Genomic DNA, 19,049 nt, shown 5'->3' on the forward strand with positions numbered 1-19,049 from the left:
TCGCCGGCCAATCTCAATGCAGTCACCCGGCCCGCGGGCTCGTCGGACTCGTCCGACCGGCGCCGTTCGCCACGGCGAGCGGAGCAGCCCGCGGGCCGTCTGCGTTCACGGGCAGAGACGGTCGACCGTCCAGCAGCCGTCCGAGCCGTCCGGGCCGCCCGGTCCCTCCGGCCCCTGCGCGCCCTCCGTGCGTACGTAGCGCAGTCTGTCGTGCAGCCGGTTCTCGCGCCCCTGCCAGAACTCGACCGTCTCCGCACGCACCCGGAAGCCGCCCCAGCCCGGCGGCGCGGGTACGTCCTCGCCCTCGGGGTAGCGGTCGGCGAGCTGCTCGTAGAGTCTGTCGAGTTCACCCCGTGAGGCCACCCGCGAGGACTGCTCGCTCGCCCAGGCCCCCAGCTGGGAGCCGTGCGGCCGGGTACGGAAGTAGGCGACCGTCTCGTCCCGCCCGATGCGCTCGGCGGTGCCCGAGACGATGACCTGGCGGGCGATGGGGTGCCAGGGGAAGAGCAGCGAGGCGTGGGCGTTGACCTCCAGCTCCCGGCCCTTGCGGGAGCCGTAGTTGGTGAAGAAGACGAAGCCGCGCTCGTCGTACTGCTTCATCAGCACCGTGCGGGAGCTGGGCCGTCCCCGGGCGTCGGCCGTCGAGACGATCATCGCGTTGGGCTCGTGCAGTCCGGCGGCTGCCGCGTCGGTGAACCACCGGGCGAACTGGCCGTACGGATCGGGCGCGAGGTCCGCCTCCGAGAGCCCTTCGGCACGGTAGAGGGCGCGCATCGCGGCGGGGTCGAGGAGGGCCGGCGGCGTACTGGGGGCGGCGTCATCGTCAGCATCGGACACGCCCTCATCTTGCAACACGGCACATCGCGGCGTTGACGGCAGCACCCGCATGGACGCCGCCCCGGAACGTGTGCCTGAACTCACCCTTCCCCCGCATGTGGCGGACCCCCCAAAATCGGCTGTCCGGCCTCTGCGCCCCCGGACAAAGGATCACCGTTTCCGGTGGAGCGTGCGGATGACCGCCCGCTCCACCGGGCATGAGCGCCCTCGGGACGCAGGTCCGCCAGCCGCACCGCGCGGCGGCGGAACCGTCACGTCACGTCCCGCCCCGCACAGCCAGGGACGGGCAGCCGGCCGGGCCACGGCCGCGCTGCCGCCGCAGAGACCGCAGCACTGTCTGCCGACAACCTCATGAGGAGCCGCCTGATGTCCGACTTCGTACCCGGACTCGAAGGAGTCGTCGCGTTCGAGACGGAGATCGCCGAACCCGACAAGGAGGGCGGCTCGCTGCGCTACAGAGGCGTGGACATCGAGGATCTGGTGGGGCACGTCTCCTTCGGCAACGTGTGGGGGCTGCTGGTCGACGGCGGGTTCAACCCCGGGCTGCCTCCGGCCGAACCGTTCCCCATCCCCGTCCACTCCGGCGACATCCGGGTGGATGTGCAGTCGGCTCTGGCGCTGCTCGCCCCGGTGTGGGGGCTCAGGCCGCTGCTGGACATCGACGCCGAGGAGGCGCGGGACAACCTGGCGCGTGCCGCCGTGATGGCGCTCTCGTACGTCGCGCAGTCCGCACGCGGACAGGGCGTGCCGATGGTGCCGCAGCAGGAGATCGACAAGGCGGACACGGTCGTCGAACGGTTCATGCGGCGCTGGCGGGGCGAGCCCGACCCCAAGCACGTGGCCGCCGTCGACGCCTACTGGACCTCGGCGGCCGAACACGGCATGAACGCCTCCACGTTCACCGCGCGCGTCATCGCCTCCACCGGGGCCGACGTCTCGGCCGCTCTCTCGGGCGCGGTCGGCGCCATGTCGGGACCGCTGCACGGCGGCGCGCCCTCGCGTGTGCTCGGCATGATCGAGGAGATCGAGCGCACGGGCGACGCGGAGAGCTTCGTCAAACGCCAACTCGACCGCGGCGAACGCCTGATGGGCTTCGGCCACCGGGTCTACCGGGCCGAGGACCCGAGGGCGCGTGTGCTGCGCCGTACGGCCAAGGAGCTGGGCGCGCCGCGCTACGAGGTCGCCGAGGCGCTGGAGCGCGCGGCGCTGGCGGAGCTGCACAGCCGCCGGCCCGACCGTGTGCTGGCGACCAACGTGGAGTTCTGGGCGGCGATCGTGCTGGACTTCGCGGAGGTGCCCGCGCACATGTTCACCTCGATGTTCACCTGCGCCCGTACGGCCGGCTGGTCCGCGCACATCCTGGAGCAGAAGCGCACGGGGCGGCTGGTGCGGCCCTCGGCCCGCTACGTCGGCCCCGGGCCCCGTGACCCCGGGGAGATCTCCGGGTACGCGCAGCCGCCCGGCTGAAACGCCGCCGAACCGCGCACGGCCCGGTCGCGGCACGGGCCGTGCGGCGGTGTCAACTCACGCACGGTCCGCGCCGGTCAGCAGTGTAGCCGTGCAGGGCTCCGGCGCCTTCGAGCATGGCCGCGGTCCGCCGGTCCAGCTCCGTGCCCCGCTGAGCGATCGCCGCGCGGAGAGCGTCGCGGCTGCCCGTGGCGCGTAGGTCGTCCAGGACGGCGCGGATGCGGAGCAGCGGATAGCGGCTCTGCCGGAGCGTGCTGACGAGCAGCGCGTCACGCACGTCGGCCGCGCCGAAGCGGCGGTACCGGGTGCCCGCCTCGCGCCGGGGGGCCAGCAGCCCCGCGGACTCCCACACCCTCAGCGCGGACGTCCGTACGCCGATGTGTGCGGCCAGCTCCCCGATGCGCATGCCGGAGCGCGGCACCGCCGCCTCGTCCGGCCGGCGCCGTGCGATCTCCTCCAGCGCACGGCTCGCCGCACGCAGGGAGAGCCGCTGCTCGTGCAGCGCCGCGTGCGCGGCGTCGACGAGAGCGAGCGCGGCGGGAAGGTCGCCGGCGTGGACGGCTCTCATGATCTCCTGGGCGGCGTGCGGGCCGTAGCCCCGCACCAGAGCCCGGTGGGTGAGCAGGGCACGGCGGTGAGAGCCGGTGAACCTGCGGTAGCCGGACGCGGTACGCGCGGCGGGCGGAAGGACGCCTGCCGCCTCGTAGTTGCGGACCTGCTGGCTCGACACACCCGCCTCGCGTGCCAGATCGACGGGCCGCAGCCCCTTCTCCTCACTGCTCACCGGCCGCCCCTCCCGTCCTGCTGTCCCTGCCGCCCTGCTGTCCCTGCCGTCCTGCTGTCCCTGCTGTCCCTGCTGTCCCTGCCGTCCAGCGGCCCGATTGCACCCGGGTGTTGAAGGTTATCCGCACCCATTCCCTCAATGCCGCGGCCTGTTGGCGAAAAAGTCTCAACAGGTACTTCAATGAGAAACTTGAAGGCATGGATGCCGTGAAGGATTCCGCCAAGGAAGACGACCGTCCGACTCCCTCCGCGCGCCGGCCGGACGACTCGATCCGCATCGAGGGCGCGCGCCTGCACAACCTGAAGAACATCTCCCTCTCCGTCCCCAAGAACTCGCTCGTCGTGCTGACGGGCCTGTCCGGCTCGGGCAAGTCCACCCTCGCCTTCGACACGCTGCACCGGGAGGGCCAGCGCCAGTACTTGGAGTCGCTGGGCATGGTCACCGGCTTCGTCAGCAAGCCGTCGGTCGACTCGATCACCGGTCTGTCGCCCTCGATCAGCGTCGACCAGCATCTGAGCAACCGCAGCCCGCGGTCGACGGTCGGCACCGTCACCGAGGTGTTCACGTATCTGCGTCTGCTGTGGGCGCGCATCGGCCGCCGTCCGTGCCCCGCCTGCGGCACGGACCTTCCGCCCGCCTTCCACGTCGGAGGGGACGAACTCCCCGACGGCGAGGGCGGGTCACCGCCCGGCGGTGAACCCGAGGATGAGGACGGGAGCTGGGACGAAGGTCCCGCCGTGCCGTGTCCGCAGTGCGGGAAGCACGTGCGGGCGATGGTGATGGGCGACTTCTCCTTCAACAAGCCCGCCGGCGCCTGCCCCGGCTGCACCGGCCTCGGCACCGTCTTCCAGGCCGACGCGCACCGCCTCGTCGACCACGGGCGGAGCGTCGCTGGAGGCGCAGTCCTCGCCTGGCGTCCCGCCCTGACCGCCCACAACATCCCGGTCCTCGAGGCGGCCGCACGGCACTACGGGTTCACCTTCGACGCGGACACTCCGGTGGATCGGCTGACCGGCCCACAGCGCGACCTGCTGCTGCACGGCGTCGACAGCCCGCGCTTCCGGGGGCACTTCCCCCTGACCGCGCCGCCCGCCACGGTCTCCGGCGGACGCTTCGAGGGAGTCGTGACGAGCATGCTGCGGCGGTACGCCGAACGCATCGACGACACCGACTACAGGGAGAAGACCGAGCAGGCGCTGGTCAAGCAGGTCTGCCCGGACTGCGAGGGCACACGGCTGCGGGCGTCGAGCCGCACCGTCACCGTCGACGGGCTGACCATCGTCGACGCCGCCCGCCTTCCGCTGGATGAACTCGCGACATGGATCGACGCCCTGCACGAGAAGGGCACCGCCCAGGAGGAGTCCGTCACCGAACCGGTCGTGGCCGACCTGCGGGAACGCGTACGCCGGCTGGTCGCCGTCGGGGTGGGATATCTGACGCTGGAGCAGGCCACGCCCAGCCTGTCGGCCGGAGAGGCCCAGCGTCTGCGCCTCGCGGCACTGCTCGGCTCCGGACTCACCGGCGTGCTGTACGTACTCGACGAACCCACCATCGGCCTGCATCCCTCCGACGGCGCACGCCTGGTCGAAGTGCTGCGGCGGCTGCGCGACTTGGGCAACACGGTGCTCGTCATCGAGCACGACCTGGAGATTCTGCGCGCCGCCGACCACGTCGTCGACGTCGGTCCGGGCGCCGGGCGGGACGGCGGGCGCATCGTGGCCGCGGGCACGCCGGAGGAGGTCGCCGCGCACGCCGGGTCTCCCACGGCCGACTGTCTGTCGGGCCGGATCGCCATGCCCGTACCGGCGGCTCCGCGCAAGGGCGACGGCAGGTCACTGGTCGTGCGCGGGGCGCGGGCGCACAACCTCAGGAACGTCACCGCCCGGCTGCCTCTGGGGCTGCTGGTCGCGGTGACCGGCCCGTCGGGGTCGGGCAAGTCCTCGCTGCTCTTCGACGTCCTCGACCGCGCGGGCCGCAGGCACTTCCACGATGCGGGCGAGAGACCCGGTCCGCACGACGGTGTCGAGGGCTGGGAGCACATCGACAAGATCGTGACCATCGACCAGCAGCCCGTCAGCCGTGTTCCCCGCTCGAACGCCGCCACGTACTCGGACGCCTTCACACCGATACGCGAAGCCTTCGCCGCCACACCCGCCGCACGCGAACGCGGCCTGACCGCCAAGCACTTCTCGCCCAACACCCCCGGCGGCCGGTGCGAGCGCTGCGCGGGCTCGGGTGTCCTCAGCGTACAGATGCACTTCCTGCCCGATGTCGAGGTGCGCTGCCCCGCCTGCGGGGGACGCCGCTTCGGCGGTGAGGTGCTCGGCGCGCGCTACCGGGGCCACGACATCGCGCAGGTCCTGCGGATGACCGTCGAGGAAGCGCTCGGAGTCTTCGCCGACGTGCCGGGTGCAGCCACGCGGCTGCGGCGCATGCACGACGTCGGGCTCGGCTATCTGCAGCTCGGGCAGCCTGCCACGACGCTGTCGGGCGGTGAGGCCCAGCGGATCAAACTCGCGAAGGAGCTCGGCCAGCGCGCCACCGGCCGCACGCTGTACCTGCTCGACGAACCGACCACCGGTCTCCATGTCGCCGACACCGCACGGCTGATGGACGTGCTCCAGCGGCTGGTGGACGCCGGCAACACCGTCGTCACCGTCGAGCACGACGTCCATGTCATCCGCGCCGCGGACTGGGTGGTCGACCTCGGGCCCGCGGGCGGCGCCGCGGGCGGCGAGATCGTGGCCGAGGGGACGCCGGACGACATCGCGCGGGTGAGCGCGTCACGGACGGGGGCGTTCCTCCGGGACTCCTGACGGCGCAGGGAGGGCCCGGGAGGGGCAGGGAGGGCCCGGGAGGGGCAGGCAGGGCCCGGGAGGGGCAGGGAGGGCCCGGGGCCGTACGTCCGCTCAGCGGGCGGGCGTCGGCTCCTGGGCGTCCTCCCCACCGGGGCCTCCGCCCCGGTCGGGGTCCGCGAGGAACTTCCGCTCCAGCGCGGCCCGTTCCTCCTCGCTGGGGTCGCTGCCGAGCGAGTCGACCAGCGCGGAACGCGCCGCGTCGGCCTCCGGCTTGAGCAGCCCGATGCCCACGTACAGCACGAGCGAGGTGAGCACGGGGGAACCGACCGTGACCGCCTCGGAGGCGTCCTCGGCCACCCAGTACAGGTACGCCCACACGGCCAGCCCGCCCGCCCAGGAGACGATGGCGGCGAGGGGCCCCGTCCGCTTGAACCAGGGCAGCAGTCCGAGCATCAGCGGGATGGAGATCGGCCCCATCGTCGCCGCCACGATGCTGACGACGACGGTCATGATGAAGCCGTCGGGGTCGCTGAGGAGGGCGAGGGCCATGCTCGACGTCACGAACGCGACGGTCGTCACACGCGCGAAGAGCAACTGGGCACCCTGCGTCATCCGCCTCACCCGGGGGACGAGCACGGGCGCGAGGTCCCGCGTGATGACGGCGGTGATGACGTTGGAGTCGGAGGCGACCATCGCCATGGTGTGCGAGAAGAACCCGGCGAGGAGCAGACCGATCACACCGGTGGGCAGCAGTTCCTGGGCGAGCCTGATGTAGGACTCCTCGCCGTTGTCCAGGCCGGGGACGATGAGCGGCGCGGCGATCATCGGAACGAAGAGGATGAAAGGCCACACCAGCCACAGCGCGCTGGAGAGAAGCGCCGACTTGCGCGCGCGGGAACCGCTGGGCGCCGACATGTAACGCTGCGCCAGGTTCCACATGCCGCCGTTGTACTCGAAGGTCTTCACGAGCAGGAACGCCATGAGAAGCCCGGTGGTGACGGTGCCGGCGACCGGGTCGCCGTGCCCCTCCGGCAGGTCGTCCCACATGGTCCACAGTGTGGAGACGCCGTCCAGGTGGGCCATGACGGCGAAGAGCATCGCGAAGCCGGCCACGGCCTGGATGACGAACTGACCGAAGTCGGTGAGGACATCGGCCCACAGCCCGCCGAAGGTCACGTAGAACATCGTGCACACACCGGTCAGACCGATGCCCCATACGAGCGGAAGGTCCGCGAACCCCTGCAGCAGTACCGCGATCGCGACCCACTTGGCCGCGATGTCGACGACCTTCAGCGCCGCACCGCTGTAGGCGAGCACCTGCTGGGTGGGCAGGTTGTAGCGGACGGCGAGGTAGGCCAGCGGAGAGTTGACACCGTGCTTGGCGCGCAGCCGGTTCCAGCGGGGCGCGAAGAGGAACGCGCCGATGCCGACGCCGAGTCCGATGGTCAGCGGCCACCAGAAGTAGACGGTCACGCCGTAGTCGTAGGCGACGGCGGCGAAGGTGACGAACATGATTGCGCTGTAGCCCGACATGTGGTGGGAGATGCCGGAGAGCCACCAGGGCACGCGACCGCGGGCCGTGAAGAAGTCCGCGACGTTCTTCACCCGGGCCTTGGACCACACGCCGATGACCACCATCACGAGGAAGTACGCACCGACCACGACCCAGTCCAGTGGGGACATCACGGCTCCTCACGCCATCGACGTGTTCATAATTGTGAACGAATGCCAGGTCTATGAACCAAGTGCCGTCACCTTAGAAGTGGCCCCAAGGGCCGTCAATACTGCGCACATCAGCGGGAGAACGGGCCGGGAGGCACGGCACCCCGCGGTTCACATCCATGTCGATGAATCGGAGCCGCGGGGGTGTTGGAGGTGTGCCGTGCGTACGGCGGCTGTATGCAGAGGGTATGGCGCCCGTATGCGCACGGCATGAGTGCTGCATGGGCGCGGTGCACCCACCCGCACGGCACCCCCAGCAGGCGCCGCACGGCGCTCGTACACGCGACATGCGGCCGCTCGAACCCGCCCTCGTCCAGGCGGTGTACCGGCAGTACGGCACCCGTACACCGGCCGCGTCCCTTCCCGGACCGGGCGGTGCACACCGGCCGCACGCCGGCTGTATACCGCGGCGGCCGGTCCGTACCGGTACGCGCTACCGCCCGAGCGCGTCCCGGAGGATCAGACCCCACTGCGCGGCGACCCTCTCCCGCCGCGCGCTGTCGTCGGTCAGCAGGTTGGCCAGCCCGAGTCCGCGCGCCATGTCGAGCAGCCCCTGCACGGTCTCGCGCACCCCCGGCACCGACTCGTCGGCCTCCAGCAGCTCCACAGCCATCCGGTGCGTCTCCCGCCCGATCCGCGCCTCCAGCGCACTGACGCGCGGCCCCAGTTGGTGCTCGTTCGAGGCCGCGACCCACAGTTGCAGCGCGGCCCGGAAGAGCGGCCCGGTGAAGAGGGAGACGAGCATCTCGACCGCCGCCTGCGTGTCCGGCGGCGTCGGCAGCGTACGCAGCGCCTTGGAGCGCTCCTCGGCGACATACTCGACGGCTGCCGTGAACAGGTCCTCACGGGTGGGGAAATGGTGCTGGGCGGCACCGCGTGAGACACCGGCGTGTTCCGCGACGACGGTGACCGTGCTGCCCGTCCAGCCGTGCTCGGCCAGGCAGGTCACGGCCGACTCCAGCAGCCGCTGCCGGGTCGCGCGGCTGCGGTCCTGCTTGGGCGCGGCACCGCGGGCGTTCACGGCACCCATGCGGGCTCCCGTCGTTCGAGAAAGGCGGTCATGCCCTCGCGGGCCTCCTCGGATGCGAACAGCCGCGCGGACAGCTCCGCGAGGCTGTCGGTGTCCCTGTCGAAGACGCGCAGCACCTCCGCCGTGACCAGGCGCTTGGACTCGGCGAGCCCCTGCGGTGAGCCGCGCCGCAGCCCGTCGAGCACGGGCGCCAGCAGACTGTCCACGTCTTCGCCCGCCTGTGTCACCAGGCCGATGCGGGCCGCCTCCGCCGCGTCGAAGCGCTCGCCGGTGAGGTAGTAGCGGGAGGCCGCACGGGCGTCCAGCCGCGGCAGCAGCGGCATCGAGATCACGGCCGGAGCGACGCCGATGCGCGCCTCTGTGAAGGCGAAGGACGAGCCGGGTCCGGCCACCGAGATGTCGCAGGCGCCCAGCAGCCCCGTGCCTCCCGCCCGTACGTGGCCGTCCACACGGGCGACGACCGGCTTGGGCAGCTCCACGACAGCGCGCAGCACGGCGGCGAGATCTCCCGGGCTGCCGCTGCCCTCGCGCAGATCGGCGCCCGCGCAGAAGGTGTTGCCGGTGTGGGTGAGCACCAGGGCGCGGACGCGAGGGTCCTCCGCCGCCTGTTCCAGTCGCGTGTACAGCTCGCCGACGAGACGTACGGAGAGGGCGTTCCTGTTGTGCGGCGAGTCAAGGGTGAGGGTGGTGACGCCCCGTTCGTGGGTGCTGCGCACCAGCGGCTCGTCCGTCCTTGCCTCTTCGGCGGCTCGGGTCACTGCTCGCTCGTCCTCTCCGGTGTCCACATCGTCTCCGGTCTCTCCGATCTCTCCGGTGCCTCCGGTGTCTCCGTTGCCTCCGGTGCCCCCGGTCTCTCCGTCCACGGCTTCGCCGTCCCGCTCTCCCCCCCGTTCACCTACGGCTCACCTACCGCTGAGGTGACGGCGCGGCACCCGCCCGTGCCAGGCACCCGGGAGGGCGGACAGGTCGCCGCGCCGCGCGCGCCCGCTGCCGCGCCCTACGCCTTCGCGGACTCCGCGGCGCGCAGTTCGCGCCGCAGGATCTTGCCGCTCACGGCACGCGGCACGCTCCCGGTGAACTCCACCTGCCGCACCTTCTTGTACGGGGAGACCTGCCCGGCCACGTACGTCAGCACGTCGTCCACGGTCAGCCGCCCGCCCGCCTCGTCAGGCTGCCGCACCACGAACGCCTTGGGCACCTCGCTGCCCTCCTCGTCCGTGACGCCGATGACCGCGGCGTCCGCGATCGCCGGGTGTGCGAGCAGTACGGCCTCCAGTTCGGCCGGCGCGACCTGATACCCCTTGTATTTGATCAGTTCCTTGACGCGGTCCACGACGTGGAGCCAGCCCTCCTCGTCGACCCGCCCGATGTCCCCGGTCCGCAGCCACCCCTCTTCGTCGATCATTGCGGCGGTCTCGCCCGTACGCCCCAGGTATCCCTTCATCACCTGCGGGCCGCGGAAGAGGAGTTCACCGGCCTCTCCCACTCCGAGGTCCCGGCCGGGGTCGTCCAGATCGACGACGCGCATCTGCGTGCTCGGCAGCAGCTTGCCGACCGCTCCGGGCGGAGCGGAGGTGGTGTGCCGGGGCACCACATGGGTGCCGGGCGAGAGTTCGGTCATCCCGTACGCCTGCATCACCGTCGGCAGTCCCAGCCGCCGCGCGCAGGCGGTGGCCAGTTCGGCGTCCAGCGGGGCGGCGGCGCTGACGACCATCTCCAGCGAGGACAGGTCGTACTTCTCGACGTCCGGGTGCTTGGCCAGCGCCAGAACGATCGGCGGCGCGACGTAGAGGGCGTTCACGCGGTGCGTCTCGATCGCGGAGAGGAACTGGCCCAGTTCGAAGCGCGGCAGCACCACGACGGTCGAGCCGTTGCGCAGGGGCGCGTTCATCAGGGCCGTCAGCCCGTAGATGTGGAAGAAGGGCAGCACCGCCAGGAGCTTGTCCCCGGGGCCGCTGGGCGTCAGCGGATAGAGCTGGGCCAGGTTGGTGGCGATGTTGCGGTGGGTGAGCATCACGCCCTTCGGCATGGACGTCGTGCCGGAGGAGTACGGCAGCGCGGCCAGGTCCTGGCCGGGGTCGACGGTGATGTGCGGCTCGGGCGCCGTGGTCTCCCGCATGTCCAGTACGCTGCGGTGCCCCTCGGCACGGTCGCAGACGAAGATCTCCTCCACTCCGCCCGTCCACTCGGCCGCCTGGCGTGCGGCTTCCAGCAGCGGGGAGACCGTCACGATCCAGCGGGCGCCCGAGTCGCTGAGCTGACGCGCGAGTTCCTTGGCGGTGGCGAGCGGATGGACGGTGCTCACCGCCGCTCCGGCTCTCGTCGCGCCGTAGAAGACGGCGGGGAAGGCGAGCGTGTTGGGGCTGTGCAGGGCCAGGACGTCGCCCTTGCGCACTCCCGCCTCCGCGAGTGCGGCGGCGATGCGGCGGGAGAAGGCGTCGAGCTGCGCGTAGGTGAGGGACGTGCCCTCGACCCCGTCGATGAGTGCGGTGCCGCTGCTGCAGGCGCCGGCGGACCAGCCGAGGACGGCGTCGTGGATGGGCTCGTCGAGAACGGGGACATCGACGTACTCGCTGTGGAAAATCATGCGGTCCTCCCGGAGCAGCGGGCGTGGGCGGCGCCGGCTGGTGCGCCGGCGGTACGGCCAGGGGTGACCTCACAGTCTCCGCCCGTTCGGCCTTCGTCAGAAGGTCCCGCGCGGGAGCCGTGCACCGGAGGCGGGCACAGCATGCCGGGGACGGGCCAGGGTCAGGGGGCCAGGGGGTCAGGGCTGGGCGGTCAGGGCGGGCCCGGCCGGGCTCAGTAGGACTTGGGCAGGCCGAGCGTCCGGTGCGAGACGAAGTTGAGGATCATCTCCCGGCTGACCGGTGCGATACGGGCCACGCGCGCCGCCGTGATCATGGAGGCGAGACCGTACTCGCGGGTGAGCCCGTTACCGCCGAGGGTGTGCACGGCCTGGTCGACGGCCCGCACGCACGCCTCCCCGGCCGCGTACTTGGCCATGTTCGCCGCCTCGCCGGCGCCCATGTCGTCGCCCGCGTCGTAGAGAGCGGCGGCCTTGGACATCATCAGCCGCGCCAGTTCGAGTTCGATGTGGGCCTGGGCGAGCGGATGGGCGATGGCCTGGTGCGCGCCTATGGGTTCCTTCCACACCTGGCGGGTCCGTGCGTAGTCCAGCGCCCGCTCCAGTGCGTAGCGGCCCATACCGATACCGAAGGCGGCGGTCATGATGCGCTCGGGATTGAGCCCGGCGAAGAGCTGGAGGAGGCCCGCGTCCTCTCCCCCGCTCTCCCCGCCGACGAGCGCGTCGGCGGGCAGCCGCACATCGTCCAGGACGAGCTCGAACTGCTTCTCCGGGGCGGAGAGTTCCATCTCGATGGGGTTGCGGGTGAAGCCGGGTGCGTCGCGCGGGACGATGAAGAGGCAGGGCTTGAGCCTGCCCGTGCGGGCGTCCTCGGTCCGGCCGACGACGAGGGTGGCGTCAGCGATGTCGACGCCGGATATGAAGACCTTGCGTCCGGTCAGCAGCCAGTCCCCCGACTTCCGGTCACGCCGGGCGGTGGTGGTGATGCGGTGCGAGTTGGAGCCGGCGTCGGGTTCGGTGATGCCGAACGCCATCTTGCGGCTTCCGTCGGCGAGTCCGGGCAGCCACTGCCGCTTCTGTTCCTCGGTGCCGAACCGTGCGATGACGGTGCCGCAGATCGCGGGCGAGACGACGAGCATGAGCAGCGGGCAGCCGGCAGCACCCAACTCCTCCAGGACGATGGCCAGTTCGGCCATGCCGCTGCCTCCGCCTCCGTACTCCTCGGGGAGGTTGACTCCCAGGTAGCCCAACGAGGCGGCCTCGGCCCACAGTTCGTCCGTGTGCCCGCCTTCGCGGACGACGCCGGCGAAGTACTCACGTCCGAAGCGCTTGCCGAGCGCGGCGACGGCCGCTCGCAGGTCGCACTGTTCCTCGGTCTCCAGCAGCGCAGTGGTCATGACGACTCCTTGTGTGCGGGCGTGACGGGCGGTTCGGGCGCGGCGGGCGGTTCGGACGTGGCCGACGTTCCCGGCCGGACGGGGCCCGGGGGCCGTGCGTCCTCCGTGACGACCGCGAGCAGCGCCCCGACCTCCACCTGACGGCCGGGTTCGGCGTGCAGGCCGGTGAGGGTGCCGGATACGGGAGCGACGACCTTGTGCTCCATCTTCATCGCCTCCAGCCACAGCAGCGGCTCCCCGGCCTTGACGCTCGCGCCCACGGCCAGCCCGGGTACGACGCGTGCGACCGTCCCCGGCATGGGCGCCAGCAGCGAGCCGGGTTCGTTGCGCGTCTCCGGCTCCCGCAGGCGCGGCAGCACGGTCAGGGCGTACGAGCCCAGGGGCGGCGGCCCGTCGACGTGCACGAGGGTGCCGTCGCCGTACTGCGCCACCTCGAAGTCCCGCCGTACACCGTCGACTTCGAGGCAGACCCGGTCCGGCGCCGCGTGGAGAAGGCGCAGCCGCAGTGCGCTCAGCTCCTCGTCGTCCTCGACCCGCAGACCCTCCCGTGTGAGGCGGTAGCGGACCTCGGTCTCCTCCCCCGCGTGACCCGCGCGGTAGGTCCTGACCTGGGGCTGGGCAGGGACGTTGCGCCAGCCGCCGAGGCGGGCAGCGACGCTGCGGCCCGTGGCCCGGGTGCGCGCGGCGTCCGCCAGGGCTGCCGCGAGCGCGGCCAGCCGGGGGCCGGCGGCGGACGCGGCGGACGCGGTGAGTTCCGGCAGGTGCCTGTCGTAGAAGCCGGTGTCCAGGCGCGCGGCGGCGAAGTCCGGGTGACGCAGCGACCGCAGCAGCAGTTCGCGGTTGGTGACGGGCCCGTGCACGCGGGCGCGCTCCAGGGCGTGTGCCAGTTTGCGGACGGCCTCACGGCGGGTGGGCGCCCAGGCGATGACCTTGGCCAGCATCGGGTCGTAGTGCACGCCGATCGTGTCGCCGTCCGCGACGCCGCTGTCGAGGCGGACGCCGTCCGGGACACGGAGCCTGTGCAGCGTGCCGGTCTGGGGCTGCCAGTCGCGTGCGGGGTCCTCCGCGTACAGCCGGGCCTCGACGGCGTGGCCGCGTGCGGGCGGCGGTCCCGCCGGGTCGAGCTGCTCTCCCTCGGCGACGCGGATCTGCAGCGCGACCAGGTCCACCCCGTGCACGCACTCCGTGACGGGATGTTCGACCTGGAGGCGGGTGTTCATCTCCAGGAAGTACGCCCGCGCGTCGCCGGCAAGGGCCGCTTCCCCGGAGCCCGCGCCCGCGCCTCCGTCCCCGCCGCCGTTCGTTCCCCCGCCCCCGCCTGCGCCCGCGCCGGCGGCCTCGCCGCCGCCGGAGCCTCCGTCCGCGCCGGCCACCAGGAACTCCACGGTGCCCGCGCCCCGGTAGTCCACCGCCCGCGCCGCGCTCACCGCGGCCTCGCGCAGGACCCGGCGCACGCCTTCGTCCAGCGCGGGCGCGGGCGCCTCCTCGATGACCTTCTGGTGGCGCCGCTGCAGCGAGCAGTCCCGGGTGCCCAGAGTCCACACCGTGCCGTGCCCGTCGGCGAGGATCTGCACCTCCACATGGCGTCCGTGCTCCACGTACGGCTCGACGAAGACCTCGCCGTCCCCAAAGGCCGCCGCCGCCTCGGCGCGCGCTGAGGCGATCTCGCCCTCCAGGGCGCCGAGTTCGCGCACGATCCGCATGCCGCGCCCCCCGCCGCCCGCCGCCGCCTTCACCAGCAGCGGCAGGTCGCGCCCGGTCGCCTTCCCGGGCCGTACGGGCGTGAGCAGCGGCACACCCGCCTCGCCCATCAGCCGCTTCGCGCGTGTCTTGGACGCCATCGCCTCGATCGCCTCGGCGTCCGGACCGATCCACACCAGTCCCGCGTCCCGTACGGCACGCGCGAACCCGGCGCTCTCGGAGAGGAATCCGTAGCCGGGGTGGACGGCGTCGGCGCCTGCCGCCAGCGCCGCCTCGACGATCAGGTCACCGCGCAGATAGGTCTCGGCGGGCGTGTCGCCGGGAAGCCGCACCGCCGCGTCGGCTTCCTCCACGTGCGGGGCGTGCGTGTCGGCGTCCGAGTGGACCGCGACCGTGGCGATGCCCAGCTCCGCGCAGGTACGGAAGACGCGCCGGGCGATCTCGCCCCGGTTCGCGACCAGCACCGAAGTGATCATGCTCCCCGTCACCTCTCACATCCGGAAGACGCCGAAGCCACCGCGTACGCCCTCCACGGGCGCCGTGTGGATGGCGGACAGACACAGGCCCAGCACGGTGCGGGTGTCGCGCGGGTCGATCACCCCGTCGTCGTAGAGGCGCCCGGAGAGGAACATCGGCAGCGACTCCGACTCGATCTGCTGCTCGACCATCGCCCTCAGCCCGGCGTCCGCCTCCTCGTCGAACGGCTTGCCCCGTGCGGCGGCCGACTCCCGCATGACGATCGACATCACCCCGGCGAGCTGCTGAGGGCCCATGACGGCCGACTTGGCGCTCGGCCAGGCGAACAGGAACCGCGGATCGTAGGCCCTGCCGCACATCCCGTAGTGGCCCGCGCCGTAGCTCGCGCCCATCAGGACGGACAGGTGAGGCACCTTCGAGTTGGAGACCGCGTTGATCATCATGGCGCCGTGCTTGATGATGCCGCCCTGCTCGTACTCCTTGCCCACCATGTAGCCCGTGGTGTTGTGCAGGAACAGCAGCGGGATGTCCCGCTGGTTGGCGAGCTGGATGAACTGGGTCGCCTTCTGCGACTCCTCGCTGAAGAGCACGCCGCGCGCGTTGGCGAGGATGCCCAGGGGGTACCCGTGCAGCCGGGCCCAGCCCGTCACCAGGCTCGTCCCGTAGCGCGGTTTGAACTCGTCGAAGTCCGAGCCGTCCACGACCCGGGCGATGACCTCGCGCGGGTCGAAGGGCGTCCTCAGGTCGCCGGGTACGACGCCCAGCAGTTCCTCCTCGTCGCACAGCGGCGGCGCGGCGGGGCCCGGATCGCCGTGCGCCTTGCGCCAGTTGAGGCGGGCGACGACGCGGCGGGCCCGGCGCAGGGCGTCCGGCTCGTCCAGGGCGAAGTGGTCGCCGAGACCGGACACGCGGGTGTGGACGTCCGCACCGCCCAGCTCCTCGTCGTCGGCCTCCTCGCCGGTCGCCATCCTCACCAGCGGCGGGCCGCCGAGGAAGACCTTCGACTGCTCCTTGACCATGATGACGTGGTCGGACATGCCCGGGACGTAGGCGCCTCCGGCGGTCGAGTTGCCGAAGACCACCGCCACTGTGGGGATGCCCGCCCCGGACAGCCGGGTCAGGTCGCGGAAGAGAGCACCGCCGGGGATGAAGATCTCTTTCTGGCTGGGCAGATCGGCACCGCCGGACTCGACGAGGCTGATGCACGGCAGCCGGTTGGCGCGGGCGATCTCGTTGGCGCGCAGCGCCTTCTTCAGCGTCCAGGGGTTGCTGGCGCCGCCGCGCACGGTCGGATCGTTGGCGGTGATCAGGCACTCGACGCCCTCGACCACCCCGATGCCGGTGACGAGCGAGGCACCCACCGTGTAGTCGCTGCCCCAGCCGGCGAGCGGGGAGAGTTCGAGGAAGGGGGTGTCGGGGTCGAGCAGCAGCTCGATGCGCTCCCGCGCGAGCAGCTTGCCGCGTCCCCGGTGCCGTTGGACGTACTTCTCACCGCCTCCGGCGACCGACTTGGCCAGCTCGGCGTCGAGTTCGCCGATCCGCTCGAGCATGGTCCGCCGGTGTGCGGCGTACTCCTCGCCCGTCACGTCCAGCGCCGATTGCAGCACAGTCACGCCGCGACCAACTCCTCCGGTATGTCCATGTGCCGGGAACGCAGCCACTCCCCGAGGGCCTTGGCCTGCGGATCGAACCGCGCCTGAGAGGCGACGCCCTGCCCGAGGAGCCCCTCGATGACGAAGTTGACGGCCCGCAGATGCGGGAAGAGGTGCCGGGTGACGGGCAGTTCGGCGGCTTCGGGCAGCAGCCGGCGCAGTTCGTCCACCGTCAGTGTGTGCGCCAGCCACCGCCACGCCTCGTCGCTGCGTACCCACACCCCTACGTTCGCGCTGCCGCCCTTGTCACCGCTGCGCGCGCCCGCCACCTCGCCCAGCGGCATCCTGCGCGGCGCGCCGGCGGCGAAGTCGGGCAGTGGCGGCGGCAGTTCGGGTGCGCCTACGGGTTCCAGCTCCCGCGTCACGCGGGGCGCCGGGATTTCCTGGCGCCGCCCGTCGGGCAGCACAGCCACGTGCGGTACGCCGCGCGCGTCCTCGTAGGCGGCCTCGAACACCCCGTAGGGCGCCCCTTTTCCGGGCGGTGCCGTCACGTGGAAGCCGGGGATGCTCGCGAGCGCCAGCTCGACGGCCGCTCCGCTGACCGCGCGGCCCACCGCCTCCGCCGAGGGGTCCCGCACGACCATGCGCAGCACCGCGGCGGCCTCCTCCTGTACGGGCGCGTCCGGGCGGTCGGTGCGGGCGAGGCTCCAGGTCACCTCCCGGGGGCGCTGCCCGGCTCGCTCCAGCGCGTCCTCCATCTGCCCCTGTACGAGCGCTGCCTTGGCCTCGATGTCGAGACCGGTGAGGACGAAGGTCACTTCGTTGCGCCAGCCGCCCGTCCGGGTCAGCCCGACCTTGAGTGCGGGCGGCGGCGGTTCACCCCGTACGCCCTCGATCCGCACGCGGTCCCGCCCGGCGCCGGTCAGCCGGACGGTGTCGAGCCGGGCGGTCACGTCCGGGCCGGGGTAGCGGGCGCCCGCCGTCTCGTACAGCAGCTGCGCGGTCACCGTGCCCACCGTCACGGCGCCGCCGGTGCCGGGGTGCTTGGTGATCACGGACGTTCCGTCGCGGGCGACTTCGGCGACGGGGAAGCCGGGGCGGCGGACGTCGATGTCCTCCCGCGCGAAGAAGGCGTAGTTGCCGCCCGTCGCCTGCGCTCCGCACTCCAGGACGTGCCCGGCGACCACCGCACCGGCCAGTGCGTCCAGATCGTCCTCAGCCCAGCCGAAGTGTGCGGCTGCAGCGCCGCTGACCAGCGCGGCATCGGTCACCCGCCCGGTGACCACGACGTCGGCGCCGCCGCGCAGGCATGCGGCGATTCCGCCGCCGCCGAGATAGGCGTTGGCGGTCAGCACGCCCTCTCCCCACGAGCCGCGGGTGAGGACGTCGTCGCCCTCGACGTGCGCGACCGCGGCCGGCACCCGGACGCGTTCACTCAACTCCCGTACCGCCGCCGCGAGTCCGGCGGGATTCAGCCCGCCCGCGTTGACGACGATCCGCACTCCCCGGTCCCTGGCGAGGGCGAGCCCGGTCTCCAACTGCCGCAGGAACGTCCGTGCGTAGCCGCGTGCCGGGTCCTTCAGCCGGTCGCGGCCGAGGATCAGCATGGTCAGTTCGGCGAGATAGTCGCCGGTCAGTACGTCCAGCTCGCCGCCGGTGAGCATCTCCTCCATGGCGTCGAAGCGATCGCCGTAGAAGCCCGAGCAGTTGCCGACGCGCAGGACGTCGTCCGGGTGGGCGCTCATGCCGTCCCCTTGCGCTCACGGCCCTGGCCGGGCGGTCCCGCGAACGCCTGCGCGATCTCCAGCCACCGTGCGGCGTCCTCACCTTCGGCCCGTACGTCCGCGTCGGCGGGATGGACGCGCCGGGTCACCAGACGGCAGAAGGCGACGGCGTCGCCCGTCACCCGCTGTGCGCCACCGGCGGGCCCGTGCTGCCACAACTGGCCGCCGACGCCGGTCAGTTCGACCCGGAACGGCTCGGAGGGCGGCTGAAGTCCGCGCACCGCGTAGGCGAAGTCCCGTGTCCGCACCCCGATCCGTACGACGTGACGCAGCCTCACCGTCGGCTCCCGGTACGTCCCCAGTGCCTCGGCCACGTCCTCGCCGTGCGCCCAGGTCTCCATGATCCGTGCAGTGGCCATGCTCGCGACGCTCATCGGCGGCCCGTACCAGGGCAGTCGCCGCCCCCGGGGCACCCGGCCCAGCACCTCCAGCAGCTCCTCGCGTCCGGCACGCCAGCTTTCCAGGAGCCGCGCGGGCGGCTGGGCGGCACCCGCCTCGGCGCCCTCGTCGACGAACGTGCCGGGCGCCGCGAGCGCCGCCTGCGCGGCGCGCTGGAAGGCGGCCTCGTCCCTGGCGGCCAGCAGGCTCTGCCGGTCGGTCCAGGCCAGATGGGCGATCTGATGGGCGACGGTCCAGCGTGGCGCCGGCGTGGGCAGGGCCCAGTCACTCGGCCGGAGCCCGGCCACCAGCCGCTCCGCCGACTCGCCCTCGTCCCGCAGGTCCGCGAGAACGGCTTCGGTCACATCCGCCGCGTCGGCCATCGCCCCGCCCCTCCTCCGCTCGCCCGGCACACACGAGAGTGGCAGCGGGAAGAAAAACAAGCAAGCGTGCTTGCATTACTTCCCGGGGTGAATCCGCCAGCCGTGCACCGGACGT

Annotated in this window: 13 protein-coding genes; 2 read left to right on the forward strand and 11 right to left on the reverse strand. The window is 72.3% G+C overall.

Annotated elements, in window-relative coordinates:
• Window positions 1-105: 105 nt before the first annotated feature.
• Window positions 106-774 (reverse strand): pyridoxamine 5'-phosphate oxidase, encoded by a 669-nt coding sequence (gene pdxH, locus H343_RS28325; RefSeq protein ID WP_051264507.1) that lies wholly within the window; start codon window positions 772-774, stop codon window positions 106-108.
• Window positions 775-1,203: 429 nt separating this feature from the next.
• On the opposite strand from pdxH, the gene H343_RS0101815 reads away from it, so the two are divergent.
• Window positions 1,204-2,304, forward strand: a complete 1,101-nt coding sequence (locus H343_RS0101815) for a citrate synthase 2 (protein ID WP_028429743.1) — start codon at window positions 1,204-1,206, stop codon at window positions 2,302-2,304.
• 52 nt (window positions 2,305-2,356) lie between these two features.
• Here H343_RS0101815 and H343_RS0101820 read toward each other — a convergent pair whose 3' ends face one another.
• A complete protein-coding gene (locus tag H343_RS0101820; protein WP_028429744.1) occupies window positions 2,357-3,088 on the reverse strand; it encodes a MerR family transcriptional regulator in 732 nt (243 codons plus the stop codon).
• A gap of 197 nt (window positions 3,089-3,285) precedes the next feature.
• Between H343_RS0101820 and uvrA the strand changes: the two genes are divergently transcribed.
• Window positions 3,286-5,904: an excinuclease ABC subunit UvrA gene (gene uvrA, locus H343_RS0101825; RefSeq protein ID WP_078504921.1), complete on the forward strand. Its 2,619-nt coding sequence runs from the start codon at window positions 3,286-3,288 to the stop codon at window positions 5,902-5,904.
• 93 nt (window positions 5,905-5,997) lie between these two features.
• Here the strand turns inward: uvrA and H343_RS28330 are convergent, their stop codons facing one another.
• The 9 genes from H343_RS28330 to H343_RS0101870 form a co-directional block, all read right to left on the reverse strand.
• Window positions 5,998-7,569 carry a sodium:solute symporter family protein gene (locus H343_RS28330; RefSeq protein ID WP_051264449.1) on the reverse strand — a complete coding sequence of 524 codons (1,572 nt, stop codon included), beginning with the start codon at window positions 7,567-7,569 and terminating at the stop codon, window positions 5,998-6,000.
• Between the two features lie 472 nt (window positions 7,570-8,041).
• Entirely contained in the window at window positions 8,042-8,638 is a 597-nt protein-coding gene (locus H343_RS0101835) for a TetR/AcrR family transcriptional regulator (RefSeq protein ID WP_028429746.1), read from the reverse strand.
• Window positions 8,626-9,357 carry an enoyl-CoA hydratase family protein gene (locus H343_RS0101840; RefSeq protein WP_028429747.1) on the reverse strand — a complete coding sequence of 244 codons (732 nt, stop codon included), beginning with the start codon at window positions 9,355-9,357 and terminating at the stop codon, window positions 8,626-8,628. Before H343_RS0101840 ends, H343_RS0101835 begins: the two co-directional genes overlap by 13 nt.
• A gap of 278 nt (window positions 9,358-9,635) precedes the next feature.
• Window positions 9,636-11,225: a 4-coumarate--CoA ligase family protein gene (locus H343_RS0101845; RefSeq protein WP_028429748.1), complete on the reverse strand. Its 1,590-nt coding sequence runs from the start codon at window positions 11,223-11,225 to the stop codon at window positions 9,636-9,638.
• Window positions 11,226-11,437: 212 nt separating this feature from the next.
• Window positions 11,438-12,619 carry an acyl-CoA dehydrogenase family protein gene (locus H343_RS0101850; protein ID WP_028429749.1) on the reverse strand — a complete coding sequence of 394 codons (1,182 nt, stop codon included), beginning with the start codon at window positions 12,617-12,619 and terminating at the stop codon, window positions 11,438-11,440.
• Window positions 12,616-14,796, reverse strand: coding sequence for an ATP-binding protein (locus H343_RS35745; RefSeq protein WP_158679494.1), 2,181 nt, complete (start codon window positions 14,794-14,796; stop codon window positions 12,616-12,618). Before H343_RS35745 ends, H343_RS0101850 begins: the two co-directional genes overlap by 4 nt.
• A 15-nt stretch (window positions 14,797-14,811) precedes the next feature.
• A complete protein-coding gene (locus tag H343_RS0101860; RefSeq protein WP_028429750.1) occupies window positions 14,812-16,410 on the reverse strand; it encodes a carboxyl transferase domain-containing protein in 1,599 nt (532 codons plus the stop codon).
• Window positions 16,407-18,134 carry an acyclic terpene utilization AtuA family protein gene (locus H343_RS0101865; RefSeq protein WP_028429751.1) on the reverse strand — a complete coding sequence of 576 codons (1,728 nt, stop codon included), beginning with the start codon at window positions 18,132-18,134 and terminating at the stop codon, window positions 16,407-16,409. Before H343_RS0101865 ends, H343_RS0101860 begins: the two co-directional genes overlap by 4 nt.
• The gene (locus tag H343_RS0101870) at window positions 18,131-18,934 is read right to left on the reverse strand and encodes a TIGR03084 family metal-binding protein (RefSeq protein WP_028429752.1); all 804 of its coding nucleotides are present in this window, start codon (window positions 18,932-18,934) and stop codon (window positions 18,131-18,133) included. The genes H343_RS0101865 and H343_RS0101870 overlap by 4 nt, the downstream gene beginning before the upstream one ends.
• Window positions 18,935-19,049 lie beyond the last annotated feature (115 nt).

Source organism: Streptomyces sp. TAA204 (assembly GCF_000424965.1).